Below are 16,771 nucleotides of genomic sequence, written 5' to 3' on the forward strand. Positions count from 1 at the left end.
CATCCCGTAGACTTCCTCCACTGAATTATTTACCTGGTTGATATTTTCGAAGCATACCCAAGAGGTGGAGTGAGTCATGCTTAAGCGTTTCTTTGTTACTGGTACAGATACCTCTGTCGGCAAGACCGTTGTATCCCGCGCATTGCTGCAGGCTCTGGCAGCAAGCGGTAAACGCGTCGCAGGGTACAAACCGGTCGCAAAAGGCAGTAAAGAGACGCCAGAGGGATTGCGTAATAAAGACGCCCTGGTGCTGCAAAGCGTCTCGTCGCTGGAACTGCCTTACCACGCGGTCAATCCCATTGCGTTAAGCGAAGATGAAAGCAGCGTGGCGCACAGCGGCCTGATTAATTATCCCCTGTTATCCGACGGCCTGGCGAACCTGAGCGAGAAGGTTGATCACGTCGTCGTCGAAGGGACGGGGGGCTGGCGTAGCCTGATGAATGATTTGCGCCCGCTGTCTGAATGGGTCGTGCAGGAACAGCTGCCGGTGGTGATGGTAGTGGGTATCCAGGAAGGGTGCATCAACCACGCGCTGCTGACGGCGCAGGCGATTGCCAATGACGGCCTGCCGCTGGTTGGCTGGGTGGCAAACCGCATTAATCCGGGCCTGGCGCACTACGCGGAGATCATCGACGTGCTGAGCACCAAACTGCCTGGCCCGCTGGTGGGCGAGCTGCCTTATCTGCCTCGCGCCGAGCAGCGTGAGCTAACGCAGTACATCGATCTCTCTGCCCTCGGTAGCGTGTTGACCGTAGATCGAGTCGTGGCGTAACGTCCGCGACAGTACGGACGCCATCACGCAGGCGACCAGTAAACCGGGCAGTAAAACATACTGCCCGGTCATTTCACAGACCATCAGCGCCGACATAATGGGCGCATGCGTGGTCGCAGCGAGCAGCGTTGCCATTCCCGCCAGCCCCAGCAGAATCGCCGTCTCTGAACCCGGCAACCACAGCGCGAACAGCTGCGCGAACAGCATCCCCGTTGCCATACCGACAAACAGCGTGGGCGTAAACACCCCGCCCGGCGCCCCCGAACCGCTGCTTGCCAGCACCGCCAGTAATTTACAGATAAACACCCCGGCAACCACCGACAGCAGCGGCGGCGCGAGCAGAAAAGCCTGAACCACGCTGTAGCCGTTCCCCCACACCTTTGGCGTCAGAAGTGACAGCAGGCCGACGATCAAGCCGCCGAGCGCCAGCTGCCACGGCGGCGAAAGCTTAAGACGCAGGAAAAGCCCGTGGCTGAACGCCATCAGCCACATCAGCAGCGGCCCGCAGAGACCTGCCACCAGCCCCATCGCGACCAGCAGGGCATAATCCGCCGCGGTGAGGATGCCACTCAGATGGACCTCGTAGAGCGTACCGGCACCGGGTGCCAGAAGCTGCGTGGTAAGAAGTGCCACCACCGCCGCGATAACCACCGGGCCGAGCGAGGCCAGCATCAGCGTGCCAAACAGAATCTCAGCAATGAACAGGCTTCCGGCTAAGGGGGCGTGGTAGGCGCTGGCCATCCCGGCGGCGGCACCACAGGCGATCCATAATTTCCATTCGGATTTGGGCGTAAAGCGCCGGGCGAAAAAGGAGGCGGCGAGGGCGGCAAGCAGGATCATCGCCCCTTCGCGGCCGATGGCGCTTCCGCTGGCAACGACCAGCAGCGACGCAAGGGATTTCACAAGGCTGGCGCCGTAGTCAAACTGGCCGTCACCGGTCTCCAGCGCTTCCATATAATCGGTCGGCGCGTGGGGACGCTGGGCGTTCAGGCGCTGCCATCCCCAGAGCAGCAAACCGGCAGCCAGCCCACCCAGCGCTGGCGTTAGCGCGCGTCGCCAGGGTGAGAGCGACGCGGCGGCATTCACCAGGCTGCCGCTGTCGTTGCTGAGAAGCAGCCACTCCAGCAGGTACATGCTGTGACGGAATACCGCAACGGCCAGCGCGGCCAGCACGCCGGTGACGGTGGCAATCAGCAGTCTGCGAAACATCGCGCGGATGTCGGGATAAGCGTGAAGACGTTGCATGGGTCGCGATTAAACGGGGACGATACGATATTGTGGCGGGAAATCGCGGGGTTAGCAAAAGGTATGCGTGCGAAAAAGCCGGGCGATGCCCGGCAGGAAAGATTAACTCTCGCTATGAATATTCAGCGCCCGGCGCGTACGCCCTGAGCTCAGGTACTCAGCAATATAGTCCTGAGAAATCTCGCCGTTGTAGCGCCCGTCCTCGTCCACGATCGGCATCCAACTGGTGTTGCTCTCATACAGACGGGAAAGCACCACGCGCAGGTTGTCCTCGGCCTTGCCGGTCATGCGGAACGGATGCAGAATGTCGGCGCAGGTACCGCTGGCGTTGCGGGCTTCGCGACGCTTAACAAAGCCCAGCGGCTTGCCATGCTCGTCAACCACGGTAATTGCGCGAATATCGTTATCGTCCATGGTGGCAAACGCGTCAGGAAGCGGAGTAGATCCCCTCACCGTAATGGTTGGCTGCTGGTCGGTGACGTCGCCTGCGGAAACCAGCAGCAGGCGCTTCAGCGTGCGGTCCTGACCAACAAACGAGCCGACAAACTCATTCGCCGGTTTCGCCAACAATTCGTCAGGGCTGGCGCACTGGACGATTTTCCCCTGACGGAACACCGCAATACGGTCGCCGAGCTTCAGGGCTTCGTCGATGTCGTGACTCACCAGCATGACGGTTTTCTTCAGCTTGCGCTGCATCTCCAGGAACTGGTTCTGGATCACCTCGCGGTTGATCGGGTCCACCGCGCCGAAGGGTTCATCCATCAGCAGTACGGGAGGATCCGCCGCCAGGGCGCGGATGACGCCGATACGCTGCTGCTGGCCGCCGGACATCTCGCGGGGGTAGCGGTGGAGGAACTTGTGCGGATCCATTGCCACCATGTCCATCAGCTCTTCGGCGCGGGTTTTGCAGCGCGCTTTATCCCAGCCCAGCATGCGCGGCACGACGGTGATGTTCTCTTCAATGGTCATGTTCGGGAACAGACCAATCTGCTGGATCACATAGCCAATGTTGCGGCGCAGGGTCACGGTGTCCATCCCGCTGGTGTCCTCGCCGTTAATCAGGATGTTCCCGCTGCTTGGGGTGATGAGGCGGTTAATCATCTTCAGGGTGGTGGTCTTCCCGCAGCCGGACGGGCCGAGCAGGACGCACATTTCCCCTTCGGGCACGTTCAGGTTGACGTTGTCGACGGCTTTAAAGGTCTGGCCGTGTTTCTGTGAAAATTGTTTGGTGAGGTTTTCCAGTTTTATCATTATCGAATCCCCTTTGGAGTCAGAACCACCTGCAGACGGTGCAGCAGCCAGTCGAGCACAATCGCTAAAAGACAAATCATCAGCGCGCCCGCAATCAGCATACGAATATCGCTTCCGCCGATGCCGTTAAGCAGCAGCAGGCCAAGCCCGCCCGCGCCAATCACGGCGGCGATTGCCATCACGCCGATGTTCATCACCACCGCAGTGCGGATCCCGCCGAAAATCACCGGCAGCGCCATCGGAATTTCGACCCAGCGCAGACGCTGCCAGAAGGTCATGCCGATGCCGCGTCCGGCTTCGCGCAGGCCCGGCGGCAGGCTGTCGAGCGCGGTATGGGTGTTACGCACAATCGGCAGCAGCGAGTAGAGAAACACCGCCGTGATCGCGGGCAGGGCACCAATACCCTGACCGATCAGTGAAAACAGCGGGATCATCAGGCCAAACAGGGCGATGGACGGAATGGTCAGTACGATGGTGGCAATCCCCAGCACCGGCGTCGCCAGCCACTTGTGCCGCACAATCAAAATGCCCAGCGGGACGCCGATGATAATCGCTAAGCCCACGGCCAGCGCCACCAGCCACAGATGCTGCAGCGTCAGGGTTAACAAGTAATCCCAGTTGTCCAGAATGTAGTGAATCGTCTCCATAGCGCCTCCTACAGCAGCTGCTTGCTACGCAGAAAATCGCGGGCGACCTGCTGCGGCGACTGATGGTCGATATCCACCTTCTTGTTCATTTCGGTGATAACGTCGTTGTTAAGCTGGGCGGAGAGGGTGTTGAGCGCCTCTTCCAGGCCGGGGTTGGCCTCCAGCGTGTCCTTACGCACCACCGGCGTCACCGCGTAGCTCGGGAAGAAGCCTTTGTCGTCCTCCAGCACCTTCAGGTCGAAGCCCTTCACCCGCCCGTCGGTGGTGTACACCAGCCCGGCATCGACGAAGCCGTCGCGCACCGCGTTATAGACCAGGCCTGGGTCCATCTGGCGAATTTGCGGGCGATCCAGTTCCATGTTGTACGCCGCCTGCAGCGGCTTCATGCCGTCGCTGCGTCCGGCAAACTCCAGGTCTAAGCCCAGCAGCCAGTTTTTGTCCGGGTTGGTTTTACGGATCTGCTCAATTTTCGCCACCATCTCCGACATGGTGTTGATATGCTCCGCCTCGGCGCGCTTGCGCTGCATGGCGAAAGCATAGGTGTTGTTCATGTCGGCGGGCTTGAGCCACACCAGACCGTGCTTCGCGTCGAGTCGCTTCACTGTCTCGTATGATTCCTGCGGCGACATGCGCTTGTTGATGTGGTTGAAGATGATCAGCGACGTGCCGGTGTACTCCCAGGTCATATCAATCTGCTTGTTGATCATCGCGTTGCGGGAGATCACCGTGGCGATATTGGTTTTTGGCTGAACCTGGAAACCTTTCTTTTGCAGGTACTGTACGGTCATCGCCGAAAGAATGTGCTGTTCGGTAAAGCTCTTGGTCGCCAGAATCAGCGGGGCTGACATCGCCTGGCCGGTGAACAGCGCGGCGGCACAGAGCGCCGTCAGGCTGGAAAACAGTCTCATAAAAGCTCCTTGTTATTGTTATCGAGCGAGATGGGGGCTCATCACGCGACCCAGCGCCGCCAGCAGGGTGTCGAGGATCAGGGCGAACAGGGCGGTGGCCGCCGCGCCGAGGATCAGGGTCGGGAAATCGTTCAGATAAATGCCCGGGAAAATCAGTTCGCCGTAGCTGCTGGCGCCAATCAGGAACGCCAGCGGTGCGGTACCGACGTTAATGGCGGTGGCGATGCGGATCCCTGAAAGCATGACCGGCCAGGCACTGGGCAGCTCAACCTGACGCAGGCGCTGCCATTTGGTCATCCCAATGCCGTTTGCCGCTTCCAGTAACGACGCGGGAACCGAGCACAGCCCGGCGTAGGTATTGCGCACAATCGGCAGCAGCGAGGCGAGGAACAGGGCGATGATGGCGGGCGTATCGCCGATACCAATCACCACCATCGCCAGCGCCAGAACGGCCAGCGGCGGTAGAGTGTTGCCAACGTTGAAGATTTGCATCACGTATTCGGCGACGCCCCGTGCGGCCGGGCGGCTCAGCAGAATACCGGCCGGAATACCCACCAGCAGGGCAAAAAACATCGACGAGAAAACCAGAATCATATGCTGTTGCCCGAGATAGACCAGGTCAACCTGGCGCGCCTTGATTGTCTCAAGCCCGATCCCCCAGACGAGGAGGGCGAGGACCACGATGATAGCGCCGACAAACAGCAGCGAACGTTTGAGTAATGGGTGCATTGCGGTGTGTCTCCCTGTGCGCATGCGTTATAGCAACCATCGGTTGCCTGTTGTTATGCCATGTTTCGGCAGGGGTATCTCACCTATAGCAAGCGTTTGGGAAGGGTTCCAGCGAAGGGGGAAAATCAGTAACCCCATGAAACTAGTGACAACCTAAGGTCAGGCCTTATGGCGTAAGGCCTGATTATGGGGCAGGCAGAATAGTCCTAAAGCATGTTTCATAAAGTGACGGTGTCACGTTTATTACTATCTCGTCACACCCACAAGCAATCATTATCTGTTTAGCAGAGGACGAACGCGGCGTACACGCACTGAGATGTTTATTATGGACGCCGTCGCGATTACGGCAAGCATCAACCCGAGCGCCAGCATGGCGTTAAACCCAACCCACCTGAACAGCAGCAGTCCCGCGATACCGCCCGTCATAAACGAGAACAGGGTGGTTAAATGGGTTTTCAGCTGACTTTTTTGCGCCGCCGTATCTTTGGAGTAATCCCTGCGCAGCATCGCCACCAGTACGGAGGCCAGGGATATCCCCGCGTCCGTCAGCGTGCCGGTTATGTGCGTCGATCTCACCCGTCCGCCGGAAAGCTGCGTGGAGGTGGAGTTGTGAATGCCCATCAGACCGCAGAGAAAAAGAATAATTTCGCGGTTGCTGGTGAGGGCATGAAAATACATTTCGTAAAACGAGACGCCGGTCAACAATATCCCCTCGACAAACAGGATCTGGCAAAAAACCAGCCTGACGTTATGGATAATGCCCCATATTACAATCATGCGGGCAAGAATAGCGCCTGCGACAAAGGAGAGAATAATTGAGCCGAAGAAAATAATATCGCTCAGGTCGGTGGAGGAGACTTCGCTGGATAATTGTGAGGTGTTACCGGTCATATGTGAGGGAAAAAAACCAAACGCCCCGAGAGCGATGGCATTCAGCAAACCTGCCGAGGTCGCCAGCCAGAGAGCAAGCCGACGATCCTCCTGGTGCGTGCGTTCTTTCTTGAGTCTAATCAGCAAGAATACCTCCGGGTTGAGCTTTGCCTGAATAGTCAGGCTAGCAAAGCGGTGCAACGGGCTGTCCAGGATATGGCTTAATTATTATTCCCTCTGACGCGCTTAAGGGTTTAGTAATTAAATAAAATATCCTTGCTCAAGATGCGGATGTGAATAATGAAAACCTTGCCGTTATTTCCGTTCCCTTTAACCCCGCCGCGCTATCGGTGGAGACGTAAAAGCATAAACGTCAGCACAGCTGCACTGAGGAGCAATATTCCACTTAGGGCAAACGTGCTCTGCCAGCCGAGATGATCGAACGCCACACCGCCCATCGTTGAACCGAGCGCAATGGCGAGCTGGATCACCGCGACCATCAACCCGCCACCAGCTTCGGCATCTTCAGGCAGCGTTCGCGCGATCCATGTCCACCATCCCGTGGGCGCCGCCGTCGCCAGCAGTCCCCAGAAGCCTAAGAGCAGGGGGACGATCCAGATGCTGTGTCCGGTCAGGAGCAACGCGCCTGCAATCGCGGCCATCAACAGGGGGATCGCCATTAACGTCAGGTAAAACGCCGCGTTAAGAACCAGGGCGACGAGCAGGGTGCCAACGAAACCGGCAACCCCGATGGCGAGCAAAATCATCGATAACCCGGAGTCGCTAACCTGCGTGACAGTCTCAAGAAACGGACGCACATAGGTAAACAGCGCAAACTGTCCCATAAAGAACAGGCCGCAGGCCGCCAGACCGACGGAAACCGCAGGGCGGCGGAATAGCCGAAAGACGCTTCCCCGCGATGCACCGTTTTTATTTCCTTTCATATCCGGCAGGCTAAACCACTGCCAGAAGAAAGCCGCTATCGCCACGGGCACCAGACAAAGAAAGGCACCGCGCCAGCCAAGTGTGGCACCCAGGTAGCTGCCAAGAGGGGCGGCCACCACCGTTGCCAGCGCGTTACCGCCATTGAAAATGGCAAGCGCGCGAGCGACCTGATGTTGCGGCACAAGGCGAATGGCCGTTGCGGCAGACAGGGACCAGAACCCGCCGATAGCAATGCCGATCAGGGCACGACCGAGCATATACATCAGATAGTTCGGGGCGAAACCAATAATGATCCCCGAGAGCGCCATCAGTAGGGTCATTCCCAGCAGAAGGTATTTACGATTTATATTCCCGGCAAGCTGTGCAAGGAAGAGGCTGGTCAGGACCGCCAGCGCGCCAGATATGGCAATCCCCTGGCCAGCAAGCCCCTCCGTAACGCTTAAATCTCTGGCAAGCGGGGTGAGCAGACTTACGGGCATAAATTCCGAGGCAATCAGAACGAATACGCAGAGTGTCATGGCAAAAATGCCGCCCCAGTGCGCGTGTTCCTGATTTTGCGAGGTGGTGTGGTTTAATATGGACATAGTCAGATTTCGCGAAGAGCCGCCCGGTGAAAACGGGCGGCAGAGGAGTTTATTTCAGGCTGGTTTTAAAGAACTGCTCAAACTGTGCAAAAGGGATCTTCCCGGCAACGTTGTCGTAAAGATCGACATGATTTGCGCCTGGAACAATCACCAGCTCTTTATGCTTGCTGCCGACTGCTTTAAACGCATCTTCAGCAAAATAGCGGGAGTGCGCTTTCTCACCGGTTACAATAAGCGTTGGGATAGTAATTTCCCCGGCATAGCTCAGCAGTGGCATGTTCATAAACGATAGCGGCATGGTCGCTGTCCATGCACCAGTGGAGTTAACGGAGCGGACATGGAAGCCGCGTGGCATGCGGTAGTAGTCGTAGAACTCTTTCAGTACCGGATGCGGATCCGCGGGCAAGGTCTCCGGCAGAATACGTTCAGCCGCCGTTACCTTGCCGTTCTCATCGACATAAATGTCATGGCCGCCATGCGCGAAGGTACCGTTCTCTGCATCTTTCCAGCGCTGTTCGTTCAAATACTGCAGAACGGCACGGCGGTCAGCTGTTGAATAGCGATCTTTACCGTCGCCCACGCCGTGACCCATCGCCCGGCTCATATCATACATTACGCTGGTGGCGACCGCTTTTACGCGCGTATCCATGGATGCTGCATTCAGTGCCATGCCGCCCCAGCCGCAGATGCCGAGAATACCGATGCGGTTACGGTCGACTTCACTCTGCAGTCCCAGGAAATCCACTGCCGCGCTAAAGTCTTCGGTGTTGATGTCCGGCGAGGCGACGTTACGCGGCTCGCCGCCACTTTCGCCCGTATAGGATGGATCGAACGCCAGGGTAACAAACCCTTTTTCCGCCAGTGTCTGCGCATAGAGTCCGCTGGACTGCTCTTTGACCGCGCCAAACGGCCCGCTGACCGCAATCGCCGCCAGCTTACGGTCACCACGGTTTTTAGGAAGATAAAGATCGCCCACCAGGGTGATACCGTAACGGTTCTGGAAGGATACTTTGCGGTGGTCGACCTTATTACTTTCGGCGAAGGTTTTGTCCCATGTTGTCACCATTGAAACAGGCGCGTTTGGGTTGGTGGTTTCTGCATAACTCATTGAGGTCACTCCACTTAATGATGCGCATAGCAGCATCGCTAAAGACAATTTTTGGGTGATTGTTTTCATGAAAAGGGGCCCTGTGTTGTTGTGGTACAGGAATTATAATTAGCAGAAATAGTGCTGATTAGAGGTCAAATGCTGCTAGAATTAATACCATATTGTTATAGATTGGTTGGGCATGATGGCAAAGCGGGAAAACTATAATGAGCTGTACCTGTTTATGCAGGTTGTAAGAGAGGGGAGCTTCACGGCGGCTGCGCAAAGACTTGGGCTGGCGCAATCCGGGATCAGCCGTTCGGTACGCGAACTGGAAGAGCGGCTGGGCGTTCAGCTTCTGGTTCGCACTACCCGTAAGCTGTCGCTGACCCACGCCGGGGAGCAGCTTTATAAAACCGCCGAGCCCGCCTTCGATACGCTGGATTCAGGCCTGGCGACCCTGGCCCATTACCGCCAGACGCCGTCCGGCACGGTGCGTATTAATGCCAGCCAGCACGCTATCGACAAATGTCTCCTGCCAAAGCTCGCCATTTTTAAACAGCGTTACCCCGACATCAGGCTGGAACTGATGAATGAAAGCCGCTTCGTAGACATTATCGCCGAACGTTTCGATGCGGGTGTCCGATTGGGCCCGGAGGTGGGACAGGGTATGATCGCGGTGCGCATCACGCAGGATATGGAAATGGCTGTGGTGGGCACGCCGGAACATTTTCGGCGCTACGGTTTTCCGCAAGTGCCGGCAGAACTAAATGCTCATCCCTGCATTGCTTACCAGTTTGCCGATGGCAATTTATATCAGTGGGAGCTCGTACAGGACGGCAAGAAAATAACCCACTCCCCGGTAGGGCAATGGGCGCTGTCGGACAGCTATATGGAAGCTGAAGCGGCTCGTCTGGGGCTCGGTCTGGCCTATGTTCCGGTGGAACTGGTGGCTGACGATCTGGAGCGCGGCACGCTTATTCGGGTGTTGCAGCGCTATAGCCTGCGCATGGACGGGCTGTACCTCTATTATCCGCACCGTAACGTGTCGCCAGCTCTGAGGGCGGTGATTGATACGTTGAAAATTTAGATGGGGGTATTCTCTACGATAAATGAAATGAACATTGGCAAAATTCTCTATTCTCTGGTGAATGGAGAGCATGATGTGGCTTTTTACGCTTAACTAAATAGAGTACTTCATAATGATTAATGAAAAAGTTCATGCGGATCCCATCGACAAACTGGCAGCAGAGTTTGATGCGAGTGAGAACGCAAGGTACCTGTATACGAAAGAGAAATCTACCAAGCAGGTAATAAAAGATATACGAGATACCGTCTTACTCCTTAAAAGAGAAAACGATGATGATAAATTCAATAAGGAATGGAGTTCATCTATAGCACTTAACATATTAGCTTTTGTGGCGATAATGATATTTTTATTCTCTACGGGTAATCGAAGTGATTCTGATTTTATAGAGGAGTTGAAGTTGCCCGCATACATTATATCAATAATGTTATCAACGGCATGGATAGGGATTAATATTGAAAAAACGCTGGTATTCAAAGAGATTTGGAAATTTAATACGGCGAAAATTATACTTTCTTTATCGTTTACCGGATTGATTGTCTATTGTACCTCAGAGGCTTCTGCTATAATAAATGAAGTGTTTAATATCGACCCCTCATTTTTTCCTTTTACAAGAAGCTTTCTTGTTGCTTATCTTTTCTTCAAAAAAATTTCTTTTCTCGTTTATCTTCTCGCTATTGCTGGCGTTGTTTGTGTTATAAATATACTGGCTTACTTTAAGTCAAAATGGGACGGAAAAAATGAGGTGGAATTTTCTTTTGGGGCACTCCTTTATATATTCTTTACATGCATGTTTAGTTACTTTGCCCTGGGGTGGGTGAGTAGTGATTTCAATGATGAAGTATTAAACAGAAAAGTATATTTATTAGCTCATCAACTAGATTTTAACAAAAAAAACGCGTGCTCAAATTTAAAAGATGGCGAAGCGAGTGTAATTTATCTGGGACCAAACCAGGATAAAGTGCTTGTAGATTTCAATAACGAAGAAATATTAACGGCGTCCAATTTCCTTGAGGGAACATACTGGTACGCAAATAACAATAAAGAATTAAAGATCTTACCATGCCTGCATTAATGCAGCTCTCTCGTTGCTGGAGAACGCTTACAGAGCAAGAACATCAAAAAAGCCGCAAGCAGCTTTCTGCTTGCGGCGACAGGAACGATGTTAAGCTGGGCTGACAATCAGGCCGCTTTCATAGCCCTGATTTTTTTCGTGTCAGCCGCGTCGGATTCTGTTTTATCCGCTGCAGCTTGAGCGTTGAGGTCGGGAAGCTTGCTGGTACGCAGAATATGCTGCACGGTCTCTCTCTGCTCGGCGAGATACATGCCAAGATTTTCAGCCTGCGTTTCATCCATCTGCATGCCGCTTTGCAGCAGCCAGTCGGTGAACGCGTCTGCCATATCGAGCAGTTTGTCGTGAGCATCGGCCTCTTTCTTGCTGGCAAAAGTCATTTTCTCTACACCTTTTCTTACGACAACAAATTTTGTTTCAACAGCCATCGTGCACCTCGCTATACTGTATTTATATACAGTATAGCAGCAACAAATCGACGTTGCAGCAAAATATGTATTATTAGCGTAGCTGCTGCGTTTCCGGGCCACCCATGCTCCGCCGCCATGCCCCGGGCGCCTGACCATATTGACGCTTAAAGCTGCGGTTGAAGGACTGCTGGGAGTCAAAGCCCAGCGCGATCGCCACGTTCAGAATCGGCTCGTCACTGTGGGTTAAGCGCTCCATCGATTTTTGCAGCTTCTGCGCGCGAATATACCCGGCGAGGGGATAGCCCGTATGTTCCTTGAACAGACGCTGGAGGTGCCATTTTGAATAGCCGGAACGCCTGGCGACGGACTCAATGTCCAGACGGCTATGCAGGTTGTTGTCGATCCAGTCGAGTAGATCATGCATAAATGCGCCAGTGTTCATCTGATTACTCCCACGCAGCATAGTAAAAGTATCTTTGTCTGTTGCATTAAAAGGTGGCGCGTTTTTGAGTTAATTGCAAGTTTTATTGTTGCATTTAAATCCCTGCCTGAAACGGGTCTTTTAACATCGACTCAAATAGCACATAAAGTGCAACAATTATTCTTGCACTTAGTTAAGCGCCTTCCTACAATCGCCGCGATAGTGTATTCGCAACTGTTACAGTTTTGTGGCGATGAACGACACAAATGGCCTTAAGCCAGCTACCGGACAAAGGAAGTGGCGCGGCGTCTCCCGCAGCGTCTTGCCCGGCGGCTACAATTACCGGAATAAAAATAATGAGCCTGCAAAAAACCTGGGGTAACTATCATCTGAGCGCGCTGGGGGCGGTGTTACTCTCCCTGGTGCTCGCCGGGTGTGACGACAGCGTCGCGCAAAATGCCGCGCCGCCTGCGCCTGCCGTCAGTGCCGCTGACGTGGTGGTAAAATCCATTAGCCAGTGGGATAGTTTTAATGGTCGGATTGAAGCGGTAGAAAGCGTTCAGCTGCGCCCGCGCGTCTCCGGATACATCGATAAAGTGAATTACACCGACGGCCAGGAAGTGAAAAAGGGCGAGGTGCTGTTCACGATAGATGACCGAACCTATCGCGCGGCGCTGGAACAGGCGCAGGCGAACCTGGCAAGAGCCAAAACGCAGGCGAGCCTGGCGCAAAGTGAGGCTAACCGTACCGATAAGCTGATTAATACTCATCTGGTCTCACGGGAAGAGTGGGAGCAGCGTCGTTCGGCTGCCGTTCAGGCGCAGGCCGACATTCGCGCCGCGCAGGCGGCGGTGGACGCCGCTCAGCTCAACCTGGACTTCACCAAAGTGACCGCGCCTATCGACGGCCGCGCCAGCCGGGCGCTGATCACCAGCGGGAACCTGGTGACTGCGGGCGACACCGCCAGCGTGCTCACCACGCTGGTTTCGCAGAAGACGGTTTACGTCTATTTCGACGTGGATGAGTCAACCTACCTTCACTACCAAAATCTGGCCCGCAGCGGGCAGGGGGCGTCCAGCCACCATACGGCGCTTCCGGTTGAGATTGGCCTGACGGGCGAGGAGGGTTATCCCCATCAGGGCAAGGTAGATTTCCTGGATAACCAGCTGACGCCGAGCACCGGTACCATCCGTATGCGCGCGCTGCTGGATAACGCGCAGCGTCAGTTCACGCCGGGGCTCTTTGCCCGCGTCCGCCTGCCGGGCAGCGCGGAGTTCAACGCCACGCTTATCGACGACAAAGCGGTGCTGACCGATCAGGATCGTAAATACGTTTATATCGTGGATAAAGAAGGGAAAGCGCAGCGCCGTGACATCACGCCCGGGCGGCTGGCCAACGGTTTACGCATCGTGCAGCAGGGTCTGAAGCCAGGCGATAAAGTCATCATCGATGGTTTACAAAAAGTGTTTATGCCGGGTATGCCGGTTAACGCCAAAACCGTTGCTATGACCGCCACCAGCGCCCTCAACTGATCCCTTGACCTGAGAATCCTACCCATGGACTTTTCCCGCTTTTTTATCGACAGGCCGATTTTTGCCGCGGTGCTGTCGATTCTGATTTTTATTACAGGATTGATCGCCATCCCGCTGCTGCCGGTGAGCGAATATCCTGACGTCGTGCCGCCAAGCGTGCAGGTGCGCGCGGAGTATCCGGGCGCCAACCCGAAAGTAATTGCCGAGACCGTGGCGACGCCGCTGGAAGAGGCGATCAACGGCGTTGAAAACATGATGTACATGAAGTCCGTCGCGGGCTCCGACGGCGTGCTGGTGACTACCGTCACCTTCCGTCCGGGTACCGATCCGGATCAGGCGCAGGTGCAGGTGCAAAACCGCGTCGCGCAGGCCGAGGCGCGTCTGCCGGAAGACGTGCGGCGTTTGGGCATCACGACACAGAAACAGTCCCCGACGCTGACTTTGGTTGTGCATCTGTTTTCGCCAAACGGTAAGTACGATTCCCTGTATATGCGCAACTACGCCACGCTAAAGGTGAAGGACGAGCTGGCGCGCCTGCCTGGGGTCGGCCAGATCCAGATTTTCGGCTCGGGTGAATACGCGATGCGCGTCTGGCTGGATCCCAACAAGGTGGCGGCGCGCGGGCTGACGGCCTCGGACGTGGTCACCGCGATGCAGGAGCAGAACGTGCAGGTGTCCGCCGGGCAGCTTGGCGCGGAGCCGCTGCCGAAAGAGAGCGACTTCCTGATCTCCATTAACGCCCAGGGCCGTCTGCATACCGAAGAAGAGTTCGGCAATATTGTCCTGAAAACGACGCAGGACGGTACGGTCGTCCGCCTGCGCGACGTGGCGCGTATCGAAATGGGGTCCGGCAGCTACGCGCTGCGTTCCCAGCTGAACAATAAGGACGCGGTCGGGATTGGTATCTTCCAGTCGCCGGGGGCGAACGCCATTGATTTGTCTAATGCGGTACGCGCCAAAATGGACGAGCTCTCCACGCGTTTCCCGGAAGATATGAAGTGGGCGGCACCTTACGATCCGACGGTTTTCGTGCGTGACTCGATCCGTGCGGTGGTGCAAACGCTGCTGGAAGCGGTGGTACTGGTCGTGCTGGTGGTGATCCTGTTCCTGCAAACCTGGCGCGCGTCGATCATTCCGCTGATCGCGGTGCCAGTGTCGGTGGTGGGAACGTTCAGTATTCTCTACCTGCTCGGCTTCTCGCTGAATACCCTGAGCTTGTTCGGGCTGGTGCTGGCCATTGGTATCGTGGTGGACGACGCCATCGTGGTGGTGGAAAACGTCGAGCGAAATATCGAAGAGGGGCTGGCGCCGCTTGCGGCGGCGCATCAGGCGATGCGGGAAGTGTCCGGGCCGATTATCGCGATTGCACTGGTGCTGTGCGCGGTGTTTGTGCCGATGGCGTTCCTCTCCGGCGTAACCGGGCAGTTCTACAAGCAGTTTGCGGTGACGATCGCGATTTCCACGGTCATCTCCGCCATTAACTCGCTGACGCTCTCTCCGGCGCTGGCGGCACTGCTGTTAAAACCGCACGGCGCGCCGAAAGACTTCCCGACCCGGCTTATCGATCGTCTGTTCGGCTGGATTTTCCGTCCCTTTAACCGCTTTTTCCATCGCAGCTCAAACGGCTATCAGGGGCTGGTGGGCAAAACGCTGGGACGACGCGGGGCGGTATTTGTGGTGTATCTGCTGCTGCTCTGTGCTGCAGGCGTGATGTTTAAAGCGGTTCCCGGCGGGTTTATTCCGACGCAGGATAAGCTGTACCTGATTGGCGGCGTGAAAATGCCGGAAGGTTCGTCGCTGGCGCGCACCGACGCGGTGATCCGCAAAATGAGCGAAATCGGGATGAATACCGAAGGCGTGGACTACGCGGTCGCGTTCCCGGGACTCAACGCGCTGCAGTTCACCAATACGCCGAATACCGGGACGGTGTTCTTCGGCCTGAAACCGTTCGACCAGCGTAAACATACTGCTGCAGAGATAAATGCTGAAATCAACGCGAAAATCGCGCAAATCCAGCAGGGCTTTGGCTTCTCCATTCTGCCACCGCCGATTCTGGGGCTGGGTCAGGGGTCAGGCTACTCGCTGTACATCCAGGACCGCGGTGGTCTGGGCTATGGCGCGCTGCAAAACGCGGTGAACACCATGTCCGGGGCGATTATGCAGACGCCGGGAATGCACTTCCCGATCTCAACCTATCAGGCTAACGTTCCGCAGCTGGACGTGCAGGTTGACCGCGATAAGGCGAAAGCGCAGGGCGTGTCGCTGACCGATCTCTTCGGGACGCTGCAAACCTATCTGGGCTCGTCGTACGTGAATGACTTCAACCAGTTCGGGCGTACCTGGCGAGTGATGGCGCAGGCCGACGGGCAGTTCCGCGACAGCGTGGAAGATATCGCGAATCTGCGCACCCGCAATAACCAGGGCGAAATGGTACCGATTGGCAGTATGGTGAATATCAGTACCACCTACGGGCCGGACCCGGTGATTCGCTACAATGGTTACCCGGCGGCGGATTTGATTGGCGATGCCGACCCGCGCGTACTCTCGTCCACACAGGCGATGACGCAGCTGGAAGGGATGTCGAAGCAAATCCTGCCGAACGGGATGAACATTGAATGGACGGATCTGAGCTTCCAGCAGGCGACGCAGGGCAACACGGCGCTGATCGTCTTCCCGGTCGCGGTACTGCTGGCGTTCCTGGTGCTGGCGGCGCTGTATGAAAGCTGGACGCTGCCGCTGGCGGTGATCCTCATCGTGCCGATGACCCTGCTCTCCGCGCTGTTTGGTGTCTGGCTGACCGGCGGCGATAATAACGTCTTCGTGCAGGTGGGGCTGGTGGTACTGATGGGGCTGGCCTGTAAAAACGCGATTCTTATCGTGGAGTTTGCCCGCGAGCTGGAAATTCAGGGCAAAGGCATTATCGAAGCCGCGCTGGAAGCGTGTCGCCTGCGTCTCCGTCCGATTGTGATGACCTCCATTGCCTTTATCGCCGGGACCATCCCGCTGATCCTCGGCCACGGGGCGGGGGCAGAAGTGCGCGGCGTCACCGGGATCACGGTCTTCTCCGGAATGCTGGGCGTGACGCTGTTTGGTCTGTTCCTGACGCCGGTCTTCTACGTCACGCTGCGTAAATTCGTGACGCGCGGCAAAGTAGAAAGAGAGGTTCTTCCCGCGTAGAACGTTGCAGATAACAAAAAACCGCCTTCACAGT

The 16,771-nt window shown here is 56.1% G+C and carries 15 protein-coding genes; 5 read left to right on the forward strand and 10 right to left on the reverse strand.

The annotated features are described in order from the left end of the window. Nucleotides 1–76: 76 nt before the first annotated feature. Nucleotides 77–772, forward strand: a complete 696-nt coding sequence (bioD, locus tag MX657_RS10655; RefSeq protein WP_346808414.1) for a dethiobiotin synthase — start codon at nucleotides 77–79, stop codon at nucleotides 770–772. Here the strand turns inward: bioD and clcB are convergent. From clcB to MX657_RS10695, 8 genes are all read right to left on the reverse strand, one after another. Next, nucleotides 707–2,017 carry a voltage-gated ClC-type chloride channel ClcB gene (clcB, locus tag MX657_RS10660; RefSeq protein ID WP_080327257.1) on the reverse strand — a complete coding sequence of 437 codons (1,311 nt, stop codon included), beginning with the start codon at nucleotides 2,015–2,017 and terminating at the stop codon, nucleotides 707–709. The two genes, bioD and clcB, sit on opposite strands and share 66 nt — an antisense overlap. A gap of 102 nt (nucleotides 2,018–2,119) precedes the next feature. After that, the gene (gene osmV / locus MX657_RS10665) at nucleotides 2,120–3,268 is read right to left on the reverse strand and encodes an osmoprotectant ABC transporter ATP-binding protein OsmV (RefSeq protein WP_119914686.1); all 1,149 of its coding nucleotides are present in this window, start codon (nucleotides 3,266–3,268) and stop codon (nucleotides 2,120–2,122) included. Further along, nucleotides 3,268–3,915, reverse strand: a complete 648-nt coding sequence (gene osmW / locus MX657_RS10670) for an osmoprotectant ABC transporter permease OsmW (RefSeq protein ID WP_006808875.1) — start codon at nucleotides 3,913–3,915, stop codon at nucleotides 3,268–3,270. Before osmW ends, osmV begins: the two co-directional genes overlap by 1 nt. Before the next feature lie 8 nt (nucleotides 3,916–3,923). Beyond that, a complete protein-coding gene (osmX, locus tag MX657_RS10675; RefSeq protein WP_080327255.1) occupies nucleotides 3,924–4,823 on the reverse strand; it encodes an osmoprotectant ABC transporter substrate-binding protein OsmX in 900 nt (299 codons plus the stop codon). A gap of 18 nt (nucleotides 4,824–4,841) precedes the next feature. Further along, complete coding sequence (gene osmY / locus MX657_RS10680) at nucleotides 4,842–5,552, reverse strand: osmoprotectant ABC transporter permease OsmY (protein ID WP_080327254.1); 711 nt, start codon at nucleotides 5,550–5,552, stop codon at nucleotides 4,842–4,844. 273 nt (nucleotides 5,553–5,825) lie between these two features. Beyond that, a complete protein-coding gene (locus tag MX657_RS10685) occupies nucleotides 5,826–6,569 on the reverse strand; it encodes a YoaK family protein (RefSeq protein WP_252001505.1) in 744 nt (247 codons plus the stop codon). Between the two features lie 197 nt (nucleotides 6,570–6,766). Further along, a complete protein-coding gene (locus MX657_RS10690) occupies nucleotides 6,767–7,951 on the reverse strand; it encodes an MFS transporter (RefSeq protein WP_346808417.1) in 1,185 nt (394 codons plus the stop codon). Between the two features lie 49 nt (nucleotides 7,952–8,000). Beyond that, complete coding sequence (locus tag MX657_RS10695) at nucleotides 8,001–9,128, reverse strand: alpha/beta hydrolase (protein WP_080327252.1); 1,128 nt, start codon at nucleotides 9,126–9,128, stop codon at nucleotides 8,001–8,003. A 115-nt stretch (nucleotides 9,129–9,243) separates the two neighbouring features. Here MX657_RS10695 and MX657_RS10700 point away from each other — a divergent pair, with 115 nt between their 5' ends. Together MX657_RS10700 and MX657_RS10705 are read left to right on the forward strand one after the other, a co-directional pair. Further along, nucleotides 9,244–10,128, forward strand: coding sequence for a LysR family transcriptional regulator (locus tag MX657_RS10700; RefSeq protein WP_346808546.1), 885 nt, complete (start codon nucleotides 9,244–9,246; stop codon nucleotides 10,126–10,128). A gap of 112 nt (nucleotides 10,129–10,240) precedes the next feature. Then, on the forward strand, nucleotides 10,241–11,200 hold the full coding sequence (locus MX657_RS10705; RefSeq protein ID WP_346808420.1) for a hypothetical protein: 960 nt from the start codon (nucleotides 10,241–10,243) through the stop codon (nucleotides 11,198–11,200). A 107-nt stretch (nucleotides 11,201–11,307) separates the two neighbouring features. On the opposite strand, the gene MX657_RS10710 is transcribed toward MX657_RS10705, so the two are convergent. Then, a complete protein-coding gene (locus MX657_RS10710; protein ID WP_346808422.1) occupies nucleotides 11,308–11,625 on the reverse strand; it encodes a YebG family protein in 318 nt (105 codons plus the stop codon). A 73-nt stretch (nucleotides 11,626–11,698) separates the two neighbouring features. Beyond that, nucleotides 11,699–12,049 carry a helix-turn-helix domain-containing protein gene (locus MX657_RS10715; RefSeq protein WP_346808423.1) on the reverse strand — a complete coding sequence of 117 codons (351 nt, stop codon included), beginning with the start codon at nucleotides 12,047–12,049 and terminating at the stop codon, nucleotides 11,699–11,701. Between the two features lie 335 nt (nucleotides 12,050–12,384). Here MX657_RS10715 and MX657_RS10720 point away from each other — a divergent pair, with 335 nt between their 5' ends. Continuing rightward, a complete protein-coding gene (locus MX657_RS10720) occupies nucleotides 12,385–13,560 on the forward strand; it encodes an efflux RND transporter periplasmic adaptor subunit (RefSeq protein WP_080327249.1) in 1,176 nt (391 codons plus the stop codon). Between the two features lie 24 nt (nucleotides 13,561–13,584). Further along, on the forward strand, nucleotides 13,585–16,737 hold the full coding sequence (gene oqxB / locus MX657_RS10725; RefSeq protein WP_119914679.1) for a multidrug efflux RND transporter permease subunit OqxB: 3,153 nt from the start codon (nucleotides 13,585–13,587) through the stop codon (nucleotides 16,735–16,737). Nucleotides 16,738–16,771: the final 34 nt, after the last annotated feature.

Source organism: Enterobacter chuandaensis (genome assembly GCF_039718975.1).
Taxonomy (GTDB): domain Bacteria; phylum Pseudomonadota; class Gammaproteobacteria; order Enterobacterales; family Enterobacteriaceae; genus Enterobacter; species Enterobacter chuandaensis.

Excerpts from the sequence above, each read along its gene's own strand:
- MX657_RS10705 (WP_346808420.1), top strand. The coding sequence starts at position 10,241 with ATGATTAATGAAAAAGTTCATGCGGATCCCATCGACAAACTGGCAGCA.
- MX657_RS10700 (WP_346808546.1), top strand. The coding sequence starts at position 9,244 with ATGGCAAAGCGGGAAAACTATAATGAGCTGTACCTGTTTATGCAGGTT.
- MX657_RS10690 (WP_346808417.1), bottom strand. The coding sequence starts at position 7,951 with ATGTCCATATTAAACCACACCACCTCGCAAAATCAGGAACACGCGCAC.
- osmX (WP_080327255.1), bottom strand. The coding sequence starts at position 4,823 with ATGAGACTGTTTTCCAGCCTGACGGCGCTCTGTGCCGCCGCGCTGTTC.
- MX657_RS10715 (WP_346808423.1), bottom strand. The coding sequence starts at position 12,049 with ATGAACACTGGCGCATTTATGCATGATCTACTCGACTGGATCGACAAC.
- osmW (WP_006808875.1), bottom strand. The coding sequence starts at position 3,915 with ATGGAGACGATTCACTACATTCTGGACAACTGGGATTACTTGTTAACC.
- clcB (WP_080327257.1), bottom strand. The coding sequence starts at position 2,017 with ATGCAACGTCTTCACGCTTATCCCGACATCCGCGCGATGTTTCGCAGA.
- MX657_RS10720 (WP_080327249.1), top strand. The coding sequence starts at position 12,385 with ATGAGCCTGCAAAAAACCTGGGGTAACTATCATCTGAGCGCGCTGGGG.
- MX657_RS10710 (WP_346808422.1), bottom strand. The coding sequence starts at position 11,625 with ATGGCTGTTGAAACAAAATTTGTTGTCGTAAGAAAAGGTGTAGAGAAA.
- osmV (WP_119914686.1), bottom strand. The coding sequence starts at position 3,268 with ATGATAAAACTGGAAAACCTCACCAAACAATTTTCACAGAAACACGGC.
- MX657_RS10695 (WP_080327252.1), bottom strand. The coding sequence starts at position 9,128 with ATGAAAACAATCACCCAAAAATTGTCTTTAGCGATGCTGCTATGCGCA.
- oqxB (WP_119914679.1), top strand. The coding sequence starts at position 13,585 with ATGGACTTTTCCCGCTTTTTTATCGACAGGCCGATTTTTGCCGCGGTG.
- osmY (WP_080327254.1), bottom strand. The coding sequence starts at position 5,552 with ATGCACCCATTACTCAAACGTTCGCTGCTGTTTGTCGGCGCTATCATC.
- bioD (WP_346808414.1), top strand. The coding sequence starts at position 77 with ATGCTTAAGCGTTTCTTTGTTACTGGTACAGATACCTCTGTCGGCAAG.